Origin of the sequence: Magnetospirillum sp. LM-5 (genome assembly GCF_902729445.1) — a bacterium.
Taxonomy (GTDB): domain Bacteria; phylum Pseudomonadota; class Alphaproteobacteria; order Rhodospirillales; family Magnetospirillaceae; genus Magnetospirillum.
The window spans coordinates 65,150-82,553 of sequence record NZ_CACVCE010000002.1 but is presented as its reverse complement, the minus strand read 5'-3'; the positions used below and the strand labels follow the sequence as shown (position 1 = coordinate 82,553).

Here is a 17,404-nt window from a genome sequence, read left to right as displayed (position 1 = left end):
GGCCTTTACCGGCCCTTGCGGGCCTGCTCGATCTTGCGCCATTGGGCGACGTTGCGATTATGCTCGTCCAGGGTGCGGGCGAAGGCGTGCCCGCCGGTGCCGTCGGCGACGAAGTAAAGCGCGTCGGTCTCGGCCGGATGCAGCACGGAATCCAGGCTGGCCTTGCCCGGATTGGCGATCGGGGTCGCCGGCAGGCCGTCCATCGCATAGGTGTTCCACCGATGCGGCTTTTCCAGATCGGCCCGGCTCAAGGGCCGTTCGAGGACGCCCAGACCGTCCGACAGGCCATAGATCACCGTCGGGTCGGATTGCAGGCGCATGCCCAGGCGCAGGCGGTTCAGGAACACCGCCGCCACCTTGGGTCGCTCGGCCTTCAACGCGGTTTCCCGCTCGACCACCGAGGCCAGGATCAGCGCTTCGTTGGGGGTCTTGATCGGCAGGTTCTGCGCCCGCGACGCCCAGGCCTGTTCAAGGGTTTGCCGCATCGACTTTTCCATCCGCCCCACCAGCTCGGCGCGGTCGTCGTCGCGCGACAGGTGCCAGGTCTCGGGCAGCAGCCAGCCCTCGGCCGGCATCTTGCCCACCTCGCCGGCCAGGAAGTCTGCGCTGTTTACCAGGGCCGCCACCTGCTTGACCGTCAGACCCTCGGGGATGGTCAGCTTGTGCACCACGGTCTTGCCTTCGGCGATCTGGCGCATCGCCGCTTCCGGGCTGATCCGGGCGGGAAAGGCATATTCTCCGGCCCGCAGGGTCGCGGCGCGGATACGGGTGCCAATCTGGAAGCTATAGATGTCGGGAATCACCCCGGCCCCGTGCAGGCGCCGGGCGATGGTTTCCAGGCCGGCCCCCTTGGGGATCACCACCGTCGCCGGTTCGGCCAGCGGACCGGGAGCAGTGAAGCGGCGGTGCCCTTCCAGCGCGCCCCAGGTGATCGCGGCGACCACCAGGACCGACACCAGCAGGAACAGACGAAGCAGGGCTGTCCTCATGACAAAGACGCCCCGCCCCGCCGGATCAAACCGCCTTGAAGATCAGCGAGGCGTTGGTCCCGCCGAAGCCGAACGAATTCGACATGGCGATCTTGACCGAACGCTGCTTGGCCACCTTCGGAACCAGATCGATGTCGCAGCCGTCGGACGGGTTGGACAGGTTCAGGGTCGGCGGCAGGGTCTGGTCGCGCATGGCCAGCAGCGAATAGATCGCTTCGACCGCGCCGGCCGCGCCCAGCAGGTGACCGATAGCCGACTTGGTCGAGCTCATCGACAGCTTGTAGGCATGGTCGCCGAACAGACGCTTGACGGCGCCCAGCTCGATCTCGTCGCCCAGCGGGGTCGAGGTGCCGTGGGCGTTGATGTAATCGACCTGATCCAGGTTGATCTGCGCCCGCTTCAAGGCGGCCTTCATGGCGCGGAAGCCGCCATTGCCGTCCTCGGCCGGGGCGGTGATGTGATAGGCGTCGCCGGACATGCCGTAGCCGATCACCTCGCCGTAGATCTTGGCGCCACGCTTCTTGGCGTGCTCGTATTCCTCGAGCACGACGATGCCGGCGCCCTCGCCCATGACGAAGCCGTCACGACCCTTGTCCCACGGCCGCGAGGCCTCGGTCGGGCTGTCATTGTAGCTGGTCGACAGCGCCTTGGCGGCGGCGAAGCCGGCCAGGCCCAGGCGGCAGACCGCCGATTCGGTGCCGCCGGCGACCATGACGTCGGCGTCGTCGAACTGAATGATGCGGGCGGCGTCACCGATGGCGTGCGCGCCGGTGGCGCAGGCGGTCACCACCGCGTGGTTCGGGCCCTTGAAGCCGTACTTGATCGACACATGGCCCGAGACCAGGTTGATCAGCGCGGCAGGGATGAAGAACGGGCTGATGCGGCGCGGCCCCGAATCCTTCAGAATCTGGGCGCCCTCGGCGATGCCGGGCAGGCCGCCGATGCCGGAACCGATCATCACACCGGTCCGTTCACGCGATTCCTCGTCCTCGGGCATCCAGCCGGAATCTTCGACCGCTTCCATCGCGGCGCCCAGGCCATAGATGATGAAATCATCCATGCGGCGGCGATCCTTCGACGACGCCACCTTGTCGAGGTCCAGTTCGCCCTCGCCGGTGCCGCGCGGAATGACGCCGGCGACCTTAGCCGCCAGATCCGAAACGTCGAAATGGTCGATGGTGCGGATACCGGATTCCGAGTTCAGCAGACGCTTCCAGTTATGGGGGGCGCCATTGCCAAGGGGGGTAACCATACCGATGCCGGTGACGACGACTCGTCTCATGGGGATATCCCGTTCAAACGCAAATTGGAATAATCAGAGAAAGGGCGCCGGCCCCATGTCGGGGAGCGGCGCCCTTCGGTCCCGAATTACGCGTTGGCCTTCGAGATGAAGTCAATCGCGTCCTTGACGGTCAGAATCTTCTCGGCGGCGTCATCGGGGATTTCGCAGCCGAATTCTTCTTCGAAGGCCATGACCAGCTCGACGGTGTCAAGGCTGTCCGCGCCCAGGTCATCGATGAAGCTGGCGTTTTCGGTCACCTTGGCCTCTTCCACGCCCAGATGCTCGACGACAATCTTCTTAACCCGCTCGGCGACGTCGCTCATGTGAATTCCCTCAAAATTTCGTTTGCCAGAAAGACGGTTTCCCCGCCCCAGGAGACGGGATCGCCCCCCTTTCCGGCGGAAAGTGACCGCTACCTACCACACTTTTTCGCCCTTGACCAGCACTCCCGCCACATCTTGTGGCGTAAAGCCACCCGCCCGGGCGGCACCCTCAGATCATCGCCATGCCGCCATTGACGTGCAGCGTCTGGCCGGTGACATAGGCGGCCTGATCGGACGCCAGGTACAGCACGGCGGCGGCGATGTCCTCGCTCGACCCCATGCGGCCCAGCGGGATGTTGGCCAGCAGCTTGGTCTTCTGGTCGTCGTTCAGCTCGTCGGTCATGGCGGTGGCGATGAAGCCGGGCGCCACGGCGTTGACGGTGATACCGCGGCTGGCCACTTCCTGGGCCAGCGACTTGGTCATGCCGATCATGCCGGCCTTCGAGGCGCAGTAATTGACCTGGCCGGGATTGCCGGTCACACCGACGATCGAGGTGATGTTGACGATGCGCCCCGTCCGGCGCTTCATCATGCCCTTGATCGCCCCCCGGCACAGCCGGAAGGCGGCGGTCAGGTTGACGGCGATGACGCTGTCCCAGTCCTCGTCCTTCATGCGCATCACCAATCCGTCCTTGGTGATGCCGGCATTGTTGACCAGGATATCCAGGCTGCCCATGGCGGCTTCGGCATCCTTGACCAACTGCTCGACCTCGTCGGACTTCGACAGGTTGGCGGTCAGGACATGGACGCGGTCGCCCAGTTCGGCGGCCAGGGCATCCAGCGCCTCGCGCCGGGTGCCGTGGATGGCGACCGTGGCGCCGGCCTGGTGCAGCGTGGTGGCGATGGCGCGGCCGATACCGCCCGAGGCGCCGGTCACCAGCGCGTTCTTGCCGGTCAGATTGAACATGGTGGTCCCCCTTATCCCTTCAGAAAGGCTTCGATGTCGGCGGGCGTGCCGACATTGGTGCCCGACAATTCCTTGTCGATGCGCTTGGCCAGGCCCGACAGCACCTTGCCGGCGCCCAGCTCGACCAGTTGGGTGACGCCGTTGTCCTTCATATAAAGGACGCCTTCGCGCCAGCGCACCGTGCCGGTGACCTGACGGACCAAAAGGTCGCGGATCTCGGCCGGGTCGGTGACCTTCGAGGCGATGACGTTGGCCACCAGGGGCGCCTTGGGGGCGTTCATGGCGACCTTGGCCAGGGCTTCGGCCATGGCATCGGCGGCCGGCTGCATCAGGGCGCAATGGAAGGGAGCGGAAACCGGCAGCATGACGGCCCGCTTGATGCCCTTCTCGGCGGCCAGCTTGACGGCGCGCTCGACCGCGCCCTTGTGGCCCGACACCACCACCTGGCCGGCGCCGTTGTCGTTGGCGGCCTCGCACACCTCGCCCTCGGCGGCTTCGGCGGCGATTTCCTTCGCCTGCTCGAACTCGGCGCCCAGCAGGGCGGCCATGGCGCCGACACCCACCGGCACCGCCTTTTGCATGCTTTGGCCGCGCAGCTTCAACAGGCGGGCGGTATCGGCCAGCGAGAAGGTGCCGGCGGCAGCCAGCGCCGAATATTCGCCCAGGGAATGGCCGGCGACAAAGGCGGCATCCTTGGCCAGGTCCAGGCCGCCCTGGGCTTCCAGCACGCGGACCACCGCCAGGCTGACCGCCATCAGGGCCGGCTGGGCGTTCTCGGTCAGGGTCAGCTGATCCTCGGGGCCTTCGAACATCAGGACCGACAGCTTCTGCGAAAGGGCGTCGTCGACTTCCTGAAAGACGTGGCGGGCCTCGGCGAAGGCCTCGGCCAGTTCGCGGCCCATGCCGACCGCCTGCGAGCCCTGACCGGGAAACACGAACGCGCGAGACATCGCTGACCTCCTTGGGGGATGAATTTGGGCGAGAGGAAACGGGCAAGCCCGCCCGCTGTCAAGTCCGCTGAAGAAGCGCAGCGGCGGCGCGGTCGATCAGCACCACCGCGTCGGCATGACGCTGCAGCACCGAAGCCGGCACTTGGGGCGTCACCGGGCCTTCGACGAAGCGGGCCACCATCGCCGCCTTCGCTGAACCGGTGGCCAGCAGCAACACGCGCCGGGCCGCCATGATGGTGGCAACGCCCATGGTCACCGCGCCCGTCGGCACCTGCTGGTCGGACGGGAAATTCGGGCGATTGACCGTGCGGGTGGCCTCGGTCAGGGCAACCGGGCCGGTTCGGCCGGCGAAGTCGCAGCCGGGCTCGTTGAAGCCGATATGGCCGTTGACGCCCAGGCCCAGCAATTGCAGGTCCAGCCCGCCGGCGGCGGCGATGGCCGCCTCGTGGGCAGCCGAGGCGGCGGCGACATCCGCAGTCCGCCCATCCAGCAGGTGGACCTGCGTGGGGGCAACGGCGATCCGGTCGATCAGATAACGGTGCAAAGCCTGCGCGCAACTGGACGGATGGTCGCGTCCGATCCCCAGATACTCGTCCAGCCCGAACAAGGTGACGGTGGAAAAGTCGGTCTTGCGCCTGACCAGTTCGTCATACATCAGGGCCGGCGTCGCCCCGGCGGCCAGCCCCAGGGTCGGACGCGGGCGCGACGCCAGCGCCTGCTCCACCAGATCGGCGGCACGAAGGGCGACGGCCTGGGCATCGGACAGGATTTCCACTTTCATCGCTTCACCCGCGCGAGACTGAAACCAATGCCATGATAAGGACGCGCGCCGCCTTCGGCCAGCGGCGATCGGCATTCTTGATTCGCTCTAGAACCGACAGCCACCGTCTTGCGCACACGTACCATTGGTATTAGCGTTAAGGGTGTGATCCGTTCCGTTAGGATAGGAACGCAGAGGTTGGAACCAAGGGGGGAGCCACCAATGCCGCTGATCGATTGGACCGACGGAATGGCGATTGGCATCGACCCGCTGGATGCCGACCATCGCGCCCTGCTGGGTCATTTCAACGAGTTGCACCAGGCGGTCGCCGACGCCTGGCCGACATCGGCGGCGCTGGCCGCCGGAGACACCTTGATCGACGCGCTGCACGTGCACTTCCGCCAGGAAGAACAGTTGCTGCACAGCCTGACCCTGCCGGACGGAATCTGCCACCGCGAGGAACATCTGCTCCGCCACGAAGAGTTCCTTGATCGGGCCACCGCCTTGCGGGCCGAGTTGGCCGCCGGGCGCCCCAATCGCAAGGCCATCGAATCCCTGGCTGTTTCCTTGACCGATTTCGAACTGGTCCGCTTCGATTTCCAGATGGTCGGGCATCTGCTGCGCGAGGGATTGCTGCTGGTCAAGACCGCGTCCTTTCTTCCGGCCTGATCGGCCAGGTTCCGCGCCGCCGGCAACGCTTGCATCCCCCATCGATTCGTGTATAGTCCCGCGCTTCCAAACCCTTGCCGGTCCGCGCTCAAGGCACGGACGGCTATGCCTTTGGGGTCTCGTGGTGAGTCCCGGGGGAAGAGAAAAGCCGAAAGGGGTCTTTTCAATGTCGTTGTACGAATGCGTGATTCTCGCGCGTCAGGAAGTCTCCGCCCCGCAGGTGGAAACCCTGATCGACGAGATGGCCAACGTGATCTCCGCCGGTGGCGGCACCGTGGCCAAGAAGGAATTCTGGGGTCTGCGCAACATCGCCTATCGGGTGAAGAAGAACCGCAAGGCCCATTACGTTCTGCTCAACCTCGATGCGCCGTCGGCCGCGGTGAAGGAAATGGAACGCCAGATGTCCCTGAACGAGGACGTCCTGCGCTTCCTGACCGTCCGCGTCGAAGAGCTGGAGGAAGGCCCGTCGGCCATGATGCAGGCCCGCAACAACCGCGAGGACCGTCCGCGCCGCGAAGATCGCGGTTTCGAGCGTGGCCCGCGCGAAGATCGCGGCCCGCGTGAAGATCGTGGTTTCCGTCCCGACCGTCGTCCCGAGGGAGCTGAATAATGACCGAGACCGCTGAACGTCCGCGTCCCGCTTCCGGTGGCGCCCGCCGTCCGTTCTTCCGTCGCCGCAAGACCTGCCCGTTCTCGGGCAACGGTGCGCCGAAGATCGATTACAAGGACACCAAGTTGCTGAGCCGCTTCATCTCGGAGCGGGGCAAGATCGTGCCGAGCCGCATTACCGCGGTGTCGGCCAAGAAGCAGCGTGAGCTGGCCCAGGCCATCAAGCGCGCCCGCTTCCTGGGTCTGCTCCCCTACGTGGTGAAGTAAGCGATCCGGTCGGAGATGCCGGCCAGCCGGCGCTTCGGATTTGCCATCGCGGCGGGATTGACGGCTTCGTTGCTGTTTTTGTCGCTGGCGAAGGGTTTTGGATCAGGGATCGTCCTGTCCTACCTGGCCCCCCTGCCGATGATGATGATCGGCCTTTGGGCGGGGGCCGCCGCCACCTTGGTAGCGGCTGTGGTAGGCGCGGCGGCGGTGGCCGGAACGGTTGGCGGGGTGTCCGCCTTGCTGTTCCTGGTCGCAACCGCCCTTCCCGCCCTGGTGGTGGCCAACCGGTCGCTGCTGTGGCGGGAGAACCAGGACGGTTCCATCGAATGGTACCCGCCGGGATTCGTCCTGGCCTGGCTGACCGCCGTCGGACTTGCCCTGCTGCTTTGCGGCGCGGCCCTGATGGCGGACCACCCGGATGGGGTCAGGGGCTTCGTCGCCGAGATGATCGGCAAGGCCCTGGACCTGATCGCCGCCGAACTTCCGCCCGACCGGCGGGCCGACGCGGTCACCTGGTGGACGCCGCTGTTTCCGGCCATGACCGTGGTGTCGTGGCTGTTGATGGCGGTGGCCAATGCCTGCGGCGCGCAAGCGTTGCTGGTCCGGATGGGCAAGAACCACCGGCCCAAGCCGGCCTACCGGGAGCTGATGCTTCCCGACTGGCCGGCCGCCGCCTTGGCGGTGACGGGGCTGTTGGGGGTTGCGGCCGGCGGGGATGTGGGTTTCGTGGCCGCCAATCTGGCGGTGGTGTTGCTGGTCCCCTTCGTGTTCATGGGGCTGGCCGGCATCCACCGCTTCGCGGCGACCAAGCCCCAGTCGAGGTTGATCCTGGGCCTGGTGTACGGATTGCTGATCCTGGCCTTCGGATGGGCGGCCATCATAGTCGCCCTGATAGGTCTGGTGAGGTTCTGGAGATTGAGATTCCGCCGCCCATCAAGCGGCGGCGGTATGGAGGGATAAAATGGAAGTCATCCTGCTCGAACGGATCGAGAAGCTCGGTCAGATGGGCGACGTGGTCAAGGTCAAGCCCGGTTTCGCCCGCAACTTCCTGCTGCCGCAGAAGAAGGCCTTGCGCGCCAACAAGGGCAACCTTGAATTTTTCAACAAGCAGCGCGCCCAGCTCGAGGCCATCAACCTCAAGCGCCGCGAGGAAGCCTCGGCCGTCGCCGTCAAGATGGACGGCCTGAAGGTCCTGATGGTTCGCCAGGCCGGTGAAGGTGGGCAGCTCTATGGTTCGGTGTCGGGCCGCGATCTGGCCGACGCGGTCAAGGCCGCCGGCTACACCGTCGAGCGCAGCCAGGTCGCCCTGGATCAGCCGATCAAGACCCTGGGCTCGTACCCGATCCGCATCGCCCTGCACCCGGAAGTGTCGGTGACCGTCACCGTCACCGTCGCCCGCTCGCAGGAAGAAGCCGAGCGCGCCTCGGCCGCTGCCGCCGCCGAAGCCGCCGCCGAGGTGGAAGTCGAAGCGGAAGAGGAAGCTCCGGCCGCCGACGAGGCCAGCGAGGCGTAAGCCTTCCGGCGTTCGCCGAACGTTGAAAAGCCCCTGGCCCTTTCGGGTCAGGGGCTTTCGTCGTGCGCCATCACCGCAATGGGCTGGACGCCGGCAATTGATCGGGCGGCACCAGGCCGCGCAGCACCATGTCGGAATAGATTTCGGCAACCTGTTCGCGGGTCAGCCGGCCGTTGGGCCGGAACCAGGTACACACCCCGGTCAGCATCGCCAGGATGCCATAGGCGGCCACCGCATTGTCGCCGACCTGGAACAGGCCTTGCTGCCGGCCTTCTTCCAGGATCGCCGTCAGGCGGCGTTCGTACTGGCGGCGCAGGCCGACGATTTCTTCGTAATGGTTGGGGTCCAGGCTGCGCAGCTCGGAATAGCCGATGAACACCTCGCGCTTCCTGAGGATGTGATAGGTGACGTGGAAGGCGCAGAAGGCCTTCAGCCGCTCGACCGGGCCATCGATGCCGGCCAGGCGAACCTCGAGCTCGGCCAACAGATCGTCCATGTGGGCCTTGATCAGGTCGAACAAAAGGTCCTGCTTGGTGCTGATGTGGTTATAAAGCGAGCCCACCTGCACGCCGACCTCGGCGGCCAATTGGCGCAGGGTCATCGCCTCGTAGCCGTGCTCGTGGATCAGCTTCAGGCCGGCCTTGCGGATCGCTTCCATCGTCTTCGGGCCATGCGAGCCCACTGTGCGCACCATCTTGGCAACCCAATCTGACCACCGGACTTCTTTATCGGAAACCATCGGGCGGTGCGCAAGTGGTTCTGGCCCTGCCCGCGCCGATGGCCTAGATTTCAGTCATGAAGCCGACCCTTTACCTGTGCATGAATCGCCGCCTGGGAACGCAAGGATCCTGCGCCGCCGGCGGCAATGACCGCCTGTTCGCCGCCCTGGAGCGCGAGATCGCCTCACGCGGGCTGGATTGGCGGGTGATGGCCAATCCGTGCATGGGCCATTGCGCCAAGGGGCCCAATCTGAAGGCGGCGCCGGCCGGTCCGTTCCTGGAACATTGCGTTGCCGGCGACGCCGTCCAGGTGATCGAGCGACTGGAAAAGGCCGGATGGCCGAATTCCGGTTGACCTCGGGAAAAGCTTGGCTATGATCGCCGCTTCCAATACCCCCGGTGCCCCAGTGGCGGAATTGGTAGACGCAGTCGACTCAAAATCGACCGCCGCAAGGCTTGCTGGTTCGAGTCCGGCCTGGGGCACCAACTCTTCCTCAGAATCCCCATGGTAACTCCTTGGTTTCCAGCGGCTTCGCCATGATGCCGTATGGAGTGGAAGACCAAAGCGGCACCATTCCGCTTCACCAAACGGGGCATCGTCTATTTCTCGCGGCGCTTCCCGGCCGATCTTGCGGGGCACATCGGTGCTCCCGGCCCACCATTTCCCTGCGATCCGGATCACTCGGGGCGGCCCAGGCACAAGCGGCAGCACCGGGTGGTAGCCTAGATGTGAAGTCTCACGAGGTTGCCCACTCGATCTGAACCGAGAGGAGGCTGATGGATCACCGCGAGTAAACGCCCAATCAATTCACCGTTCCAGGTGCCGGTTCGGCTCCAGCCGAGACGCTGAGAAACAGGGGTGGTTCGGCCGGATGGCTGGCCTCTTCGACCAGGCCAGCCGCCATCCTGACGATTTGCGAAACCCGGAAAGGCAGGAGCGATCGCCGGTAAAGCCGGCCCGGTGTCAAACCCGGATGGGGAAAGATCATGATTTCCAGGGGCGTTTGCGGGCCGACGTCGTTCCAGGCATGATCAGTGACGACGTTGATGTTGGCATCAACCGTGTGCCAGCGCCCCCGGATCTGGACCTCGTTGAAGATGTGGCCGGGAATGGAAGACAGCCGGTTGGTGAACCCGGCGGCATCGAGCAAGGCATGGAGCAGATATGCGTAATCGGTGCAGCAGCCGATGTCGCTTTCGAGGTAATCCTGAAAAGTGAGGGCCCGTCCGGTGATGGTCTTGCGCTCGTTGGTGCCGACACAGCCGGGTTTGTCCGGCGCGGCGACGTTGCCGTAGCCCCACAATCCGGACGTGAACATCATCAGACTGGCGACCCTGGCCTGCTCGTCGGAAAGCCGCTGCCGGCGAAATTCCGGGGCGACACGATCATGAAATTTATTGGCGGCGGCGACCACATCCGCGAAGTCATGAAGAGTGCTCTTGTCGATGCCCGACAGCAGCATGTCCAAAGCCGAAGGCGCCCTGAACGTCAAGATCGTGTTTCGGTCCGCCAGTTCGCTCTGCACGGCTCCCGGCAGGCTTTCTTCGAAAACCTGCTTCCACAGTGCCAACTTCCGGTGATGGCGGTAATCTCCGACATAGGATACCGCCAGGGCCAGCCCGATGCCGATGGCTAGGCTGGCCGCCGTGACGCGACGCGGCAACCCCCGCATCACCATCATGGTGGCGACGACGAACGCCACCCCGGCCGCAGCGATGACCACCCGCGTCTTGGCGTTGCCGTCCGTAACGAAAAGTATTCCCCACAACAGGGCGCCACAAGAAACGACAAGAACGGCCCGCTCCGCCCAATACCTTGGACAGCGTGCAAGAACAGAGCGTCCGGACATCGCCACCTTTATGCACCTCCCTGTCTTGATGTCAGCGCGCCGTTCGCCTTCCGAACAGGGCTAATATAGCCAATGCGCGGACAGATCGAAGGATTAAAACTAGAGGCATACTTCTGAGAGAACCCCGAGCAGTCCCACGGAAGAACTTCCGTGCCCCTCTCGCTGATGTCGGCCGTCGCAAACCCCCATGCCCCCCCGGGGGCTCCTTGGGAGCCCCCTAGAGGCAAGCCAGGCAAAGAAAGCCCCGGGCACCAACTCTTCCCCTATCAACGCTTCGTCTTACGGCCCCAATCGCTGAGGTCGTAGCGTTCCAGGATGGTCGCCAGGCGGCCGCTGGCGCGGAGCGCGCGGATATTCCGGTTCAGGATCTGGGCCAGGCGTTCGCCGCGCTTGGGGTTCAGCGCGATATGCAGCGAGCCGCCGGGCAGACGGCCGGCGATCCGAACCGGCCGGGGGCTGTTCAGGCGAGCGACGGCGTCGCCGACCACCGCTTCGTCATCCAGCATCACATCGATACGCCCGGCCATCAATTTTTTCAGATTGCGAAGAGCGGCATCGCTGCCGCTGATCATCTGGACCTCGGACGGATGATCCTTCAGCCAGGCGTCGATCTCGGCGGAATAGGAATAGGAACTGACCGCGCCGACCCGGCGTCCGGCCAAGCCTTCCCAGCCCTCGAAATGCCAGGAATCGTCACCCAGGGTGACCAGAACGTTGACCTGCATGCCCAAGGGCTCGGCGTGGGTCACCAGATCGGGGGCCTCGTCGAACAACGCCCCCACCGCCCCGTCGGCGCGGCCCAGGCGCACATCCCTCATGGCCCGCGACCAGCCCTCGGTCTTGTAGATGACCTCGATGCCGGACAGGCCGAACGCCTCGCGGGCGATCTCGATCATGTAGCCCTCGGAGCCCTCGGCCGGGTCGCAGGTGTGGGGACACCACGGGTCGGCCACCAGAACCACCGGCGCTTCGGCCCCTGTCGCCGCCGGCGGCATCCACACCACGGCAAGCGTCAGGGCCAGCGCCGCCCAACGGCCGATCATTTCGCCGCCCAGCGAGCCAACGTCGCCTGCAATTGAAAAAAATCGACCGGCTTGGCCAGGAAGCCGTTCATGCCGGCGGCGGCGCAGGATTCGGCATCCGAGCGGAAGGCATTGGCGGTCAAGGCGACGATCGGCACCTGGCCGGCCGGGGCCGGCAGCGACCGGATGGCCCGCGTCGCCTCCAGCCCGTCCATCACCGGCATCTGCATGTCCATCAGCACCACATCGTAGGGGCGGGTCCGCAACGCCTCCAGCGCCTGGGCGCCATCCGGCACGGCATGAACGCGGTGGCCACGGCGTTCCAGGAACACCTGCACCACCTTCTGGTTCACCGGATTGTCCTCGGCCATCAAGATATCCAGCGGCGGCACCGGAACGTCGCCGTCGGCGGTGACGGCATTGTCGTCGGCGGCCTTCATCGGCACCTCGAACCAGAAGCGGCTGCCTTCGCCCGGGCGGCTTTCGGCGCCGATGGTGCCACCCTGGGCCTCGACCAGACGGCGCGCGATCGCCAGCCCCAGGCCGGTACCCCCGAAGCGGCGCGCGATCTGGCTGTCGCCCTGGCTGAACGGCGAGAAGAGTTGCGGCATGGTGTCGGGGCCAATGCCCATGCCGGTATCGACCACATCGACCCGCAGAACCAAGGGATCACGCGACATCAACGAGGCGGTCAGGGCGATGGTCCCCTGTTCGGTGAACTTGACCGCGTTACCGACCAGATTCAGCACCACTTGGCGCAGACGGAGATCGTCGCCTTCCAGCCGGCTGGGCACTTCCGGCGCCACCGCCATTCCGAGATGCAGCCCCTTCTCGCGCGCCTTGAAGCCCAGAAGGTCGGACACCTCGGCGAACAGGCGGCGCGGGTCGAAAACCTGTGTGTTCAGCTCCAACCGGCCGGCTTCCAGCTTCGACAAGTCCAAAATGTCGCCCAGCAAGGCCTGCAAGGCCCGGCCCGAGGCGCACAGCGTCTCGACCTGACTGCGCTGGGCCTCGTCCAGCGGGCCGTCACGCAGCAACTCGGCCATCCCCAGGATGCCGTTCATCGGCGTCCTGATTTCGTGGCTCATGGTGGCCAGGAACTCGGATTTTGCCCGGGTCGCCGCCTCGGCCTGGTCCTTGGCCTCGGTCAGGTCTTGTTCCATGCGGTGGCGATCGCTGATGTCGGTGATCCCGCCCAGCAACACCTGTTGGCCCAGATACTCGGTCTTGACCAGCGAAAGCAGCGCCCAGAATTCAGCTCCCCCGGGACGGCGCAGCCTGGTCTCGAAATTGCGCACGGCGCCCGAGACGGCGATGTGTTCCAGCATCCGCTCGCGCTCGGCCAGGTCGACCCACACCTCCGAGACCGGCAATCCGACCGGATCGCCGCCCCCGATGAAATCGTCGCGCAACGAGCGGTTGGCGAACAAGATGCGCGAATCGTCGCCCAGGCTGGTCATCACCAGGGGAATCGGCAAGGCCTCGACCATCAGACGCAGCCGCTGCTCGCTGTCGCGAATCACCGCGGCCTGAGCCTTCTCGGCCTCGAGCCGCTCGATTTCGCCGACATGGCGGCGGAACACCTCGGCGGCGCGGGCCATGTCGCCGATCTCGTCGTCGCGGTCGGTCCCCGGCACCACCAGATCCTTGCGGCCGCCGGCCAGCGCCCGCAGGGTGCGGCTCATTTCCGCCAAGGGCATGCTGATGCGGCGGAACGACCCGGTGATGGCCAGCGACAAGGCCAGGAACATCGCCAGCAGGCCGCCGACGCTGACCATCGCATGACGGCGCAGTTCGGCATCGGCGGCGGCGCTGGAAAAGCCGATGGCCAATTGTCCGACGGCGATATCGTCACCGCGATTGCGATAGGTGATGGCGCGCTCGGACACCAGCGAGGATTCGCCCCGCTCACGCAAGGAAGCGACGATCTCGCCCTCGGAATTCTGGACCTCGGCCCACAGCACCTCGGGATCGCCGGCCAGGGCGTGGACCAACACGCCCACCACCTCGTCGTCGAAATCGAACAAGGGGCGCGCCATCGACAGCGCCTGAACCTCGGCGGTGGACAAGGCCTTCTGCTGCAGGCGATCAAGCCGCTCGCCCCGCACGGAGTGCAGCCGATAGGCCTCGGCGGCGGCGACCACCAGGAAGGTCGAGATCAGCGCCGCGGCAAGCACCTTGCCAGACAGGGACCGCCCCGGGCGAACCGGAACCGGCGCGGGCTGGCAGCAGGGCGACGAAGGCGATGTTTGATCTGACACACCGAAACTCTACCGCGCGACCACCACCCCCCGCAATGGGGTAGGGACCCGATCAGCGCGGGCCGCAGCGGTTCTTTCGACGGGTTTCGGCCTCGATTTCGTCGGCACATTCGCGACAATGGCGCGCGTGCGGATTGGCCTGCAGCCGTTCATCCTCGATGGCGCAACCACAGGCGCGACAAATTCCCGAAGACGCCGGACCGGCCATGCGGTCGAGGACCGCCTTCAGCGCCACCGCGTTGAACGCTTCAACACGCTCCGCAGCGCAATCGATATCGTCCATCTCCCCCTCCGACCACTAGATATGGTGGGAAAGCATTATCCACGGGCGAATGGCGAATGCAAAATGAAAACTTCGTCACATACCTTGTGTGGTGACCCCGAAGTTCGCATGGGAATGCGGACGTCGGGGTCACCACACGATTCAACGGATTGGTGGCCTGCTTTTCCCCGGAATTCGCTATGCGAATTTCGGGGGCAGGACACTGGGGGTGGGCAAGATCGCGCCAAGATGGATAATGGCGCCGACACCAGCGGAGTTTCCTGCATGCGCCTGCATTTGATGACCTGGCCCCAGGTCGAGGCCTATCTGGCCCATTCCACCGCCATCATCCTGCCCATCGGCTCGACCGAGCAGCATGGCCCCACCGGCCTGATCGGCACCGACGCCTTGTGCGCCGAAGCGGTCGCCGACAAGGTGGGCGAAGCGTTGGGGGTTGTGGTTGCGCCCACCCTGGCCATCGGTATGGCCCAGCACCACATGGCCTTTCCGGGCACCATGACGCTGAAGCCCTCGACCTTGCTGGCGGTGGTCGAGGATTGCCTGCTGTCGCTGGTTCGCCACGGCTTCGACCGGGTGTTGATGATCAACGGCCATGGCGGCAATGTCGCCACGATCAACGCCGCCTTTTCCCAGACCCAGATGGAACTGGACCGCCTGTCCCCTCGCCCGGCCTTGCGGACCCGGCTGGTCAATTGGTGGGAAACGCCCGAGGTGATGGCGGCCTCGCACCGATTGTTCGCAGACATGGTCGGTTCGCACGCGACACCGCCCGAAGTGGCGCTGACCTGGGCGCTTCATCCCGACCTGGCCGACCCGCACCCGCTGGTGCCGGCGGTGGCGCCGACCGGCGCGTTCTTCGGGCCTGCGGATTTCCGCGAACGCTTCCCCGACGGCCGCATCGGCTCGAACCCGTCGCTGGCCAGCCCGGAGGCAGGCCGGGAATTGCTGAAGATCGCCACCGACGAAATGACCCGTCTGGCCTCGGACTTCTTCACTCAGCCCTGACGGCGCAGCTTGGGCGCCAGGCCGGGCCGGGGGAGCCGGCCGGCGACGCCGCCGCCGCGCCGCTTCAAGGCGCGTTCCATCAAGGCCTGGGCCTTGCGCAGGAACGGGCGCTTGTGGCGCAGCAGCCAGGTTTCCAGCCGCCACTGGCGGGGATCGGGGCGGATGGTCGGCGGACACATGAACACATGGGCCATCACCACCTGACCCGAATGGGTACGCACCCGGATCGGGTGCAGGGCGTATTCCCAGCCCTCATAAACCTGCAGGCGGTGCACCGCCTCGGGTTCGACCCGGGTGACCAGCAATCCGTCGACCCAGCCCGAGGCATGGGACAGCAGCATCGGATAATGGCGGCCGGCGACGTGGACGCGGCGAAATCCCTGGGCCACCGCCGGCTCGACGGTGTCGAGCGGCCGGCCGCAGACGATCTCGCGGACCTCGGGGTCCATCAGGGTGCCGTAGAAGAACAGGTTCACCGGCCATGCTCCAAGCCCACCCGCCGATTATGGCCCGGCGCCGTCAGCCCGGCAAGGTAACCGCACTTTTGGCCAACTGCGCTTCCAGGGCGGCCCGCAGACGCTTCAAGCCCTCGACCGACTTGGCCTCGCAGCGGGCCACCAGCACCGCCTGGGTATTGGACGCGCGCAACAGCCACCAGCCGTCGGGGGTATCGACGCGGACGCCGTCGATGGCATTGACCTTGGCGCCCTCGGCGGCCAGGCGATCCTTGACCTCATGGATCACCGCGAACTTGCGTTCGTCGGCGCAGTCGAAGCGCATTTCCGGCGTGTTGACCATGTGCGGCAGCTTGTCGCGCCGGGCGCCCAGGGTCTGGCGCTCCATGCGCGACACGATGCCCAGCAGGCGGATGGCGGCATAAAGCGCGTCGTCGAAGCCGTAATAGCGGTCGGCGAAGAAGATGTGACCGCTCATCTCGCCGGCCAGCGGGGCGCCGATCTCGGCCATCTGGGTCTTGATCAGCGAATGCCCGGTGCGCCCCATCACCGGCTTGCCGCCCATGCGGGCCACTTCCTCGAAGAACACCTGGCTGGCCTTGACGTCGGCGATGATGGTCGCGCCCGGCCGGGTCTTCAGCAAATCCTCGGCCAGGATCACCAGGATCTGGTCGCCCCACAGGATGCGGCCCTCGTTGTCGATCACCCCGATGCGGTCGCCGTCGCCATCGAAGGCGATGCCGATATCGGCCCGCTCGAACAGCACGGCATCTTGCAGCGCCCGCAAATTATGCGGCTCGGTCGGGTCGGGGTGGTGGTTGGGGAAACGGCCGTCGATCTCGCCGAACAGCACGGTATGACGGCCGGGCAGCTTCTTGGCCAGCATCTCGGTGATCTCGCCGGCGGCGCCGTTGCCGCAATCCCACACCACCCGCAGCTCGCGCTTGCCGTCCCAATCCTGGACCAGGCGGTCGCAATATTCGAGGCGGATATCGTCCTCGACCACGCTGCCCTGGCCTTGGACGAAATCACCGGCCGCCGCGATTTCGCCCAGGCCGCGAATGTCGGAGCCGAAAAACGGCTTGCCCTGAAACACCATCTTGAAGCCGTTATGGGTCGGCGGGTTGTGGCTGCCGGTGACCATGATGCCGCCGTCGGCATCGCGCACCTTGGCGGCGTAATACAGCATCGGCGTCGGCCCACGACCGACCCGGCGCACCGTGCAGCCGGTGGACATCAGCCCTTCGGTCAGGGCGCCGGCCAGTTCCAGGCTGGACAGCCGTCCGTCCCAGCCGACGCACACCACCGAACCGCCGGCCTGGCGGACCCGGCTGCCGAAGGCCTGGCCGATGGCGCGGGCGTCGGCGGCCGACAGGGTCTCGCCGACGATGCCGCGGATGTCGTATTCGCGCAGGATGGTGGGGTGGAAGGTATGGGTCATCGCTGTTCCTTGCTGGATGAACCACCGAGGCACAGAGGCACAGAGATGCCTTTCAAATTGGTTCCGCCCGACCTCCCCTTCCTCGTCTTGCCCGGACTT

Annotated in this window: 20 protein-coding genes and 1 tRNA gene; 8 read left to right on the top strand and 13 right to left on the bottom strand. The window is 65.8% G+C overall.

Features of this window, described 5'->3' with window-relative positions; genetic code table 11:
- Positions 1-5 precede the first annotated feature (5 nt).
- The 6 genes from mltG to MTBLM5_RS01950 all read right to left on the bottom strand — a co-directional run bounded on the left by mltG (position 6) and on the right by MTBLM5_RS01950 (position 5,232).
- Positions 6-989, bottom strand: coding sequence for an endolytic transglycosylase MltG (gene mltG, locus MTBLM5_RS01975; RefSeq protein ID WP_173974126.1), 984 nt, complete (start codon positions 987-989; stop codon positions 6-8).
- 25 nt (positions 990-1,014) lie between these two features.
- Positions 1,015-2,271: a beta-ketoacyl-ACP synthase II gene (gene fabF, locus MTBLM5_RS01970; protein WP_068503103.1), complete on the bottom strand. Its 1,257-nt coding sequence runs from the start codon at positions 2,269-2,271 to the stop codon at positions 1,015-1,017.
- Between the two features lie 86 nt (positions 2,272-2,357).
- Positions 2,358-2,594 carry an acyl carrier protein gene (locus MTBLM5_RS01965; RefSeq protein WP_068503100.1) on the bottom strand — a complete coding sequence of 79 codons (237 nt, stop codon included), beginning with the start codon at positions 2,592-2,594 and terminating at the stop codon, positions 2,358-2,360.
- 169 nt (positions 2,595-2,763) lie between these two features.
- On the bottom strand, positions 2,764-3,501 hold the full coding sequence (fabG, locus tag MTBLM5_RS01960; RefSeq protein ID WP_173974125.1) for a 3-oxoacyl-[acyl-carrier-protein] reductase: 738 nt from the start codon (positions 3,499-3,501) through the stop codon (positions 2,764-2,766).
- Positions 3,502-3,512: 11 nt separating this feature from the next.
- Positions 3,513-4,451 carry an ACP S-malonyltransferase gene (gene fabD / locus MTBLM5_RS01955; protein ID WP_173974124.1) on the bottom strand — a complete coding sequence of 313 codons (939 nt, stop codon included), beginning with the start codon at positions 4,449-4,451 and terminating at the stop codon, positions 3,513-3,515.
- Positions 4,452-4,509: 58 nt separating this feature from the next.
- Positions 4,510-5,232: a glucosamine-6-phosphate deaminase gene (locus tag MTBLM5_RS01950; RefSeq protein ID WP_173974123.1), complete on the bottom strand. Its 723-nt coding sequence runs from the start codon at positions 5,230-5,232 to the stop codon at positions 4,510-4,512.
- Between the two features lie 201 nt (positions 5,233-5,433).
- On the opposite strand from MTBLM5_RS01950, the gene MTBLM5_RS01945 reads away from it, so the two are divergent.
- From MTBLM5_RS01945 to rplI, 5 genes are all read left to right on the top strand, one after another.
- Positions 5,434-5,880 carry a bacteriohemerythrin gene (locus tag MTBLM5_RS01945; protein WP_173974122.1) on the top strand — a complete coding sequence of 149 codons (447 nt, stop codon included), beginning with the start codon at positions 5,434-5,436 and terminating at the stop codon, positions 5,878-5,880.
- Between the two features lie 166 nt (positions 5,881-6,046).
- Positions 6,047-6,490: a 30S ribosomal protein S6 gene (gene rpsF, locus MTBLM5_RS01940; protein WP_173974121.1), complete on the top strand. Its 444-nt coding sequence runs from the start codon at positions 6,047-6,049 to the stop codon at positions 6,488-6,490.
- Positions 6,490-6,756 (top strand): 30S ribosomal protein S18, encoded by a 267-nt coding sequence (rpsR, locus tag MTBLM5_RS01935; protein WP_068503085.1) that lies wholly within the window; start codon positions 6,490-6,492, stop codon positions 6,754-6,756. The genes rpsF and rpsR overlap by 1 nt, the downstream gene beginning before the upstream one ends.
- A gap of 15 nt (positions 6,757-6,771) precedes the next feature.
- A complete protein-coding gene (locus tag MTBLM5_RS01930; protein WP_254430866.1) occupies positions 6,772-7,716 on the top strand; it encodes a DUF2232 domain-containing protein in 945 nt (314 codons plus the stop codon).
- A gap of 1 nt (position 7,717) precedes the next feature.
- A complete protein-coding gene (rplI, locus tag MTBLM5_RS01925; protein WP_173974120.1) occupies positions 7,718-8,269 on the top strand; it encodes a 50S ribosomal protein L9 in 552 nt (183 codons plus the stop codon).
- 70 nt (positions 8,270-8,339) lie between these two features.
- On the opposite strand, the gene MTBLM5_RS01920 is transcribed toward rplI, so the two are convergent.
- A complete protein-coding gene (locus tag MTBLM5_RS01920; RefSeq protein WP_173974119.1) occupies positions 8,340-8,963 on the bottom strand; it encodes a TetR/AcrR family transcriptional regulator in 624 nt (207 codons plus the stop codon).
- A gap of 101 nt (positions 8,964-9,064) precedes the next feature.
- Between MTBLM5_RS01920 and MTBLM5_RS01915 the strand changes: the two genes are divergently transcribed.
- Together MTBLM5_RS01915 and MTBLM5_RS01910 are read left to right on the top strand one after the other, a co-directional pair.
- Positions 9,065-9,343 (top strand): (2Fe-2S) ferredoxin domain-containing protein, encoded by a 279-nt coding sequence (locus MTBLM5_RS01915; RefSeq protein ID WP_173974118.1) that lies wholly within the window; start codon positions 9,065-9,067, stop codon positions 9,341-9,343.
- Positions 9,344-9,389: 46 nt separating this feature from the next.
- A tRNA-Leu gene (locus tag MTBLM5_RS01910) sits at positions 9,390-9,474 on the top strand.
- Between the two features lie 317 nt (positions 9,475-9,791).
- On the opposite strand, the gene MTBLM5_RS01905 is transcribed toward MTBLM5_RS01910, so the two are convergent.
- The 4 genes from MTBLM5_RS01905 to MTBLM5_RS01890 form a co-directional block, all read right to left on the bottom strand.
- Complete coding sequence (locus MTBLM5_RS01905; RefSeq protein ID WP_173974117.1) at positions 9,792-10,844, bottom strand: hypothetical protein; 1,053 nt, start codon at positions 10,842-10,844, stop codon at positions 9,792-9,794.
- A gap of 260 nt (positions 10,845-11,104) precedes the next feature.
- Entirely contained in the window at positions 11,105-11,881 is a 777-nt protein-coding gene (locus tag MTBLM5_RS01900; RefSeq protein WP_173974116.1) for an ABC transporter substrate-binding protein, read from the bottom strand.
- Positions 11,878-14,037, bottom strand: coding sequence for an ATP-binding protein (locus MTBLM5_RS01895; protein ID WP_173974115.1), 2,160 nt, complete (start codon positions 14,035-14,037; stop codon positions 11,878-11,880). Before MTBLM5_RS01895 ends, MTBLM5_RS01900 begins: the two co-directional genes overlap by 4 nt.
- A 136-nt stretch (positions 14,038-14,173) precedes the next feature.
- Positions 14,174-14,404, bottom strand: a complete 231-nt coding sequence (locus tag MTBLM5_RS01890; RefSeq protein WP_173974114.1) for a TraR/DksA C4-type zinc finger protein — start codon at positions 14,402-14,404, stop codon at positions 14,174-14,176.
- Positions 14,405-14,668: 264 nt separating this feature from the next.
- Between MTBLM5_RS01890 and MTBLM5_RS01885 the strand changes: the two genes are divergently transcribed.
- Positions 14,669-15,409 carry a creatininase family protein gene (locus tag MTBLM5_RS01885; protein WP_173974113.1) on the top strand — a complete coding sequence of 247 codons (741 nt, stop codon included), beginning with the start codon at positions 14,669-14,671 and terminating at the stop codon, positions 15,407-15,409.
- Here MTBLM5_RS01885 and MTBLM5_RS01880 read toward each other — a convergent pair.
- Positions 15,400-15,885, bottom strand: coding sequence for a gamma-glutamylcyclotransferase family protein (locus tag MTBLM5_RS01880; protein WP_173974112.1), 486 nt, complete (start codon positions 15,883-15,885; stop codon positions 15,400-15,402). The genes MTBLM5_RS01885 and MTBLM5_RS01880 overlap by 10 nt on opposite strands.
- A 43-nt stretch (positions 15,886-15,928) precedes the next feature.
- The gene (gene pgmG / locus MTBLM5_RS01875; RefSeq protein ID WP_173974111.1) at positions 15,929-17,305 is read right to left on the bottom strand and encodes a phosphoglucomutase/phosphomannomutase PgmG; all 1,377 of its coding nucleotides are present in this window, start codon (positions 17,303-17,305) and stop codon (positions 15,929-15,931) included.
- Positions 17,306-17,404 lie beyond the last annotated feature (99 nt).

Coding starts and splice junctions, on each gene's coding strand:
- MTBLM5_RS01900 (WP_173974116.1), bottom strand. CDS start 11,881: ATGATCGGCCGTTGGGCGGCGCTGGCCCTGACGCTTGCCGTGGTGTGG.
- rpsR (WP_068503085.1), top strand. CDS start 6,490: ATGACCGAGACCGCTGAACGTCCGCGTCCCGCTTCCGGTGGCGCCCGC.
- MTBLM5_RS01890 (WP_173974114.1), bottom strand. CDS start 14,404: ATGGACGATATCGATTGCGCTGCGGAGCGTGTTGAAGCGTTCAACGCG.
- mltG (WP_173974126.1), bottom strand. CDS start 989: ATGAGGACAGCCCTGCTTCGTCTGTTCCTGCTGGTGTCGGTCCTGGTG.
- pgmG (WP_173974111.1), bottom strand. CDS start 17,305: ATGACCCATACCTTCCACCCCACCATCCTGCGCGAATACGACATCCGC.
- rplI (WP_173974120.1), top strand. CDS start 7,718: ATGGAAGTCATCCTGCTCGAACGGATCGAGAAGCTCGGTCAGATGGGC.
- fabF (WP_068503103.1), bottom strand. CDS start 2,271: ATGAGACGAGTCGTCGTCACCGGCATCGGTATGGTTACCCCCCTTGGC.
- MTBLM5_RS01885 (WP_173974113.1), top strand. CDS start 14,669: ATGCGCCTGCATTTGATGACCTGGCCCCAGGTCGAGGCCTATCTGGCC.
- MTBLM5_RS01930 (WP_254430866.1), top strand. CDS start 6,772: ATGCCGGCCAGCCGGCGCTTCGGATTTGCCATCGCGGCGGGATTGACG.
- MTBLM5_RS01915 (WP_173974118.1), top strand. CDS start 9,065: ATGAAGCCGACCCTTTACCTGTGCATGAATCGCCGCCTGGGAACGCAA.
- MTBLM5_RS01950 (WP_173974123.1), bottom strand. CDS start 5,232: ATGAAAGTGGAAATCCTGTCCGATGCCCAGGCCGTCGCCCTTCGTGCC.
- MTBLM5_RS01920 (WP_173974119.1), bottom strand. CDS start 8,963: ATGGTGCGCACAGTGGGCTCGCATGGCCCGAAGACGATGGAAGCGATC.
- MTBLM5_RS01965 (WP_068503100.1), bottom strand. CDS start 2,594: ATGAGCGACGTCGCCGAGCGGGTTAAGAAGATTGTCGTCGAGCATCTG.
- MTBLM5_RS01945 (WP_173974122.1), top strand. CDS start 5,434: ATGCCGCTGATCGATTGGACCGACGGAATGGCGATTGGCATCGACCCG.
- rpsF (WP_173974121.1), top strand. CDS start 6,047: ATGTCGTTGTACGAATGCGTGATTCTCGCGCGTCAGGAAGTCTCCGCC.
- fabD (WP_173974124.1), bottom strand. CDS start 4,451: ATGTCTCGCGCGTTCGTGTTTCCCGGTCAGGGCTCGCAGGCGGTCGGC.
- fabG (WP_173974125.1), bottom strand. CDS start 3,501: ATGTTCAATCTGACCGGCAAGAACGCGCTGGTGACCGGCGCCTCGGGC.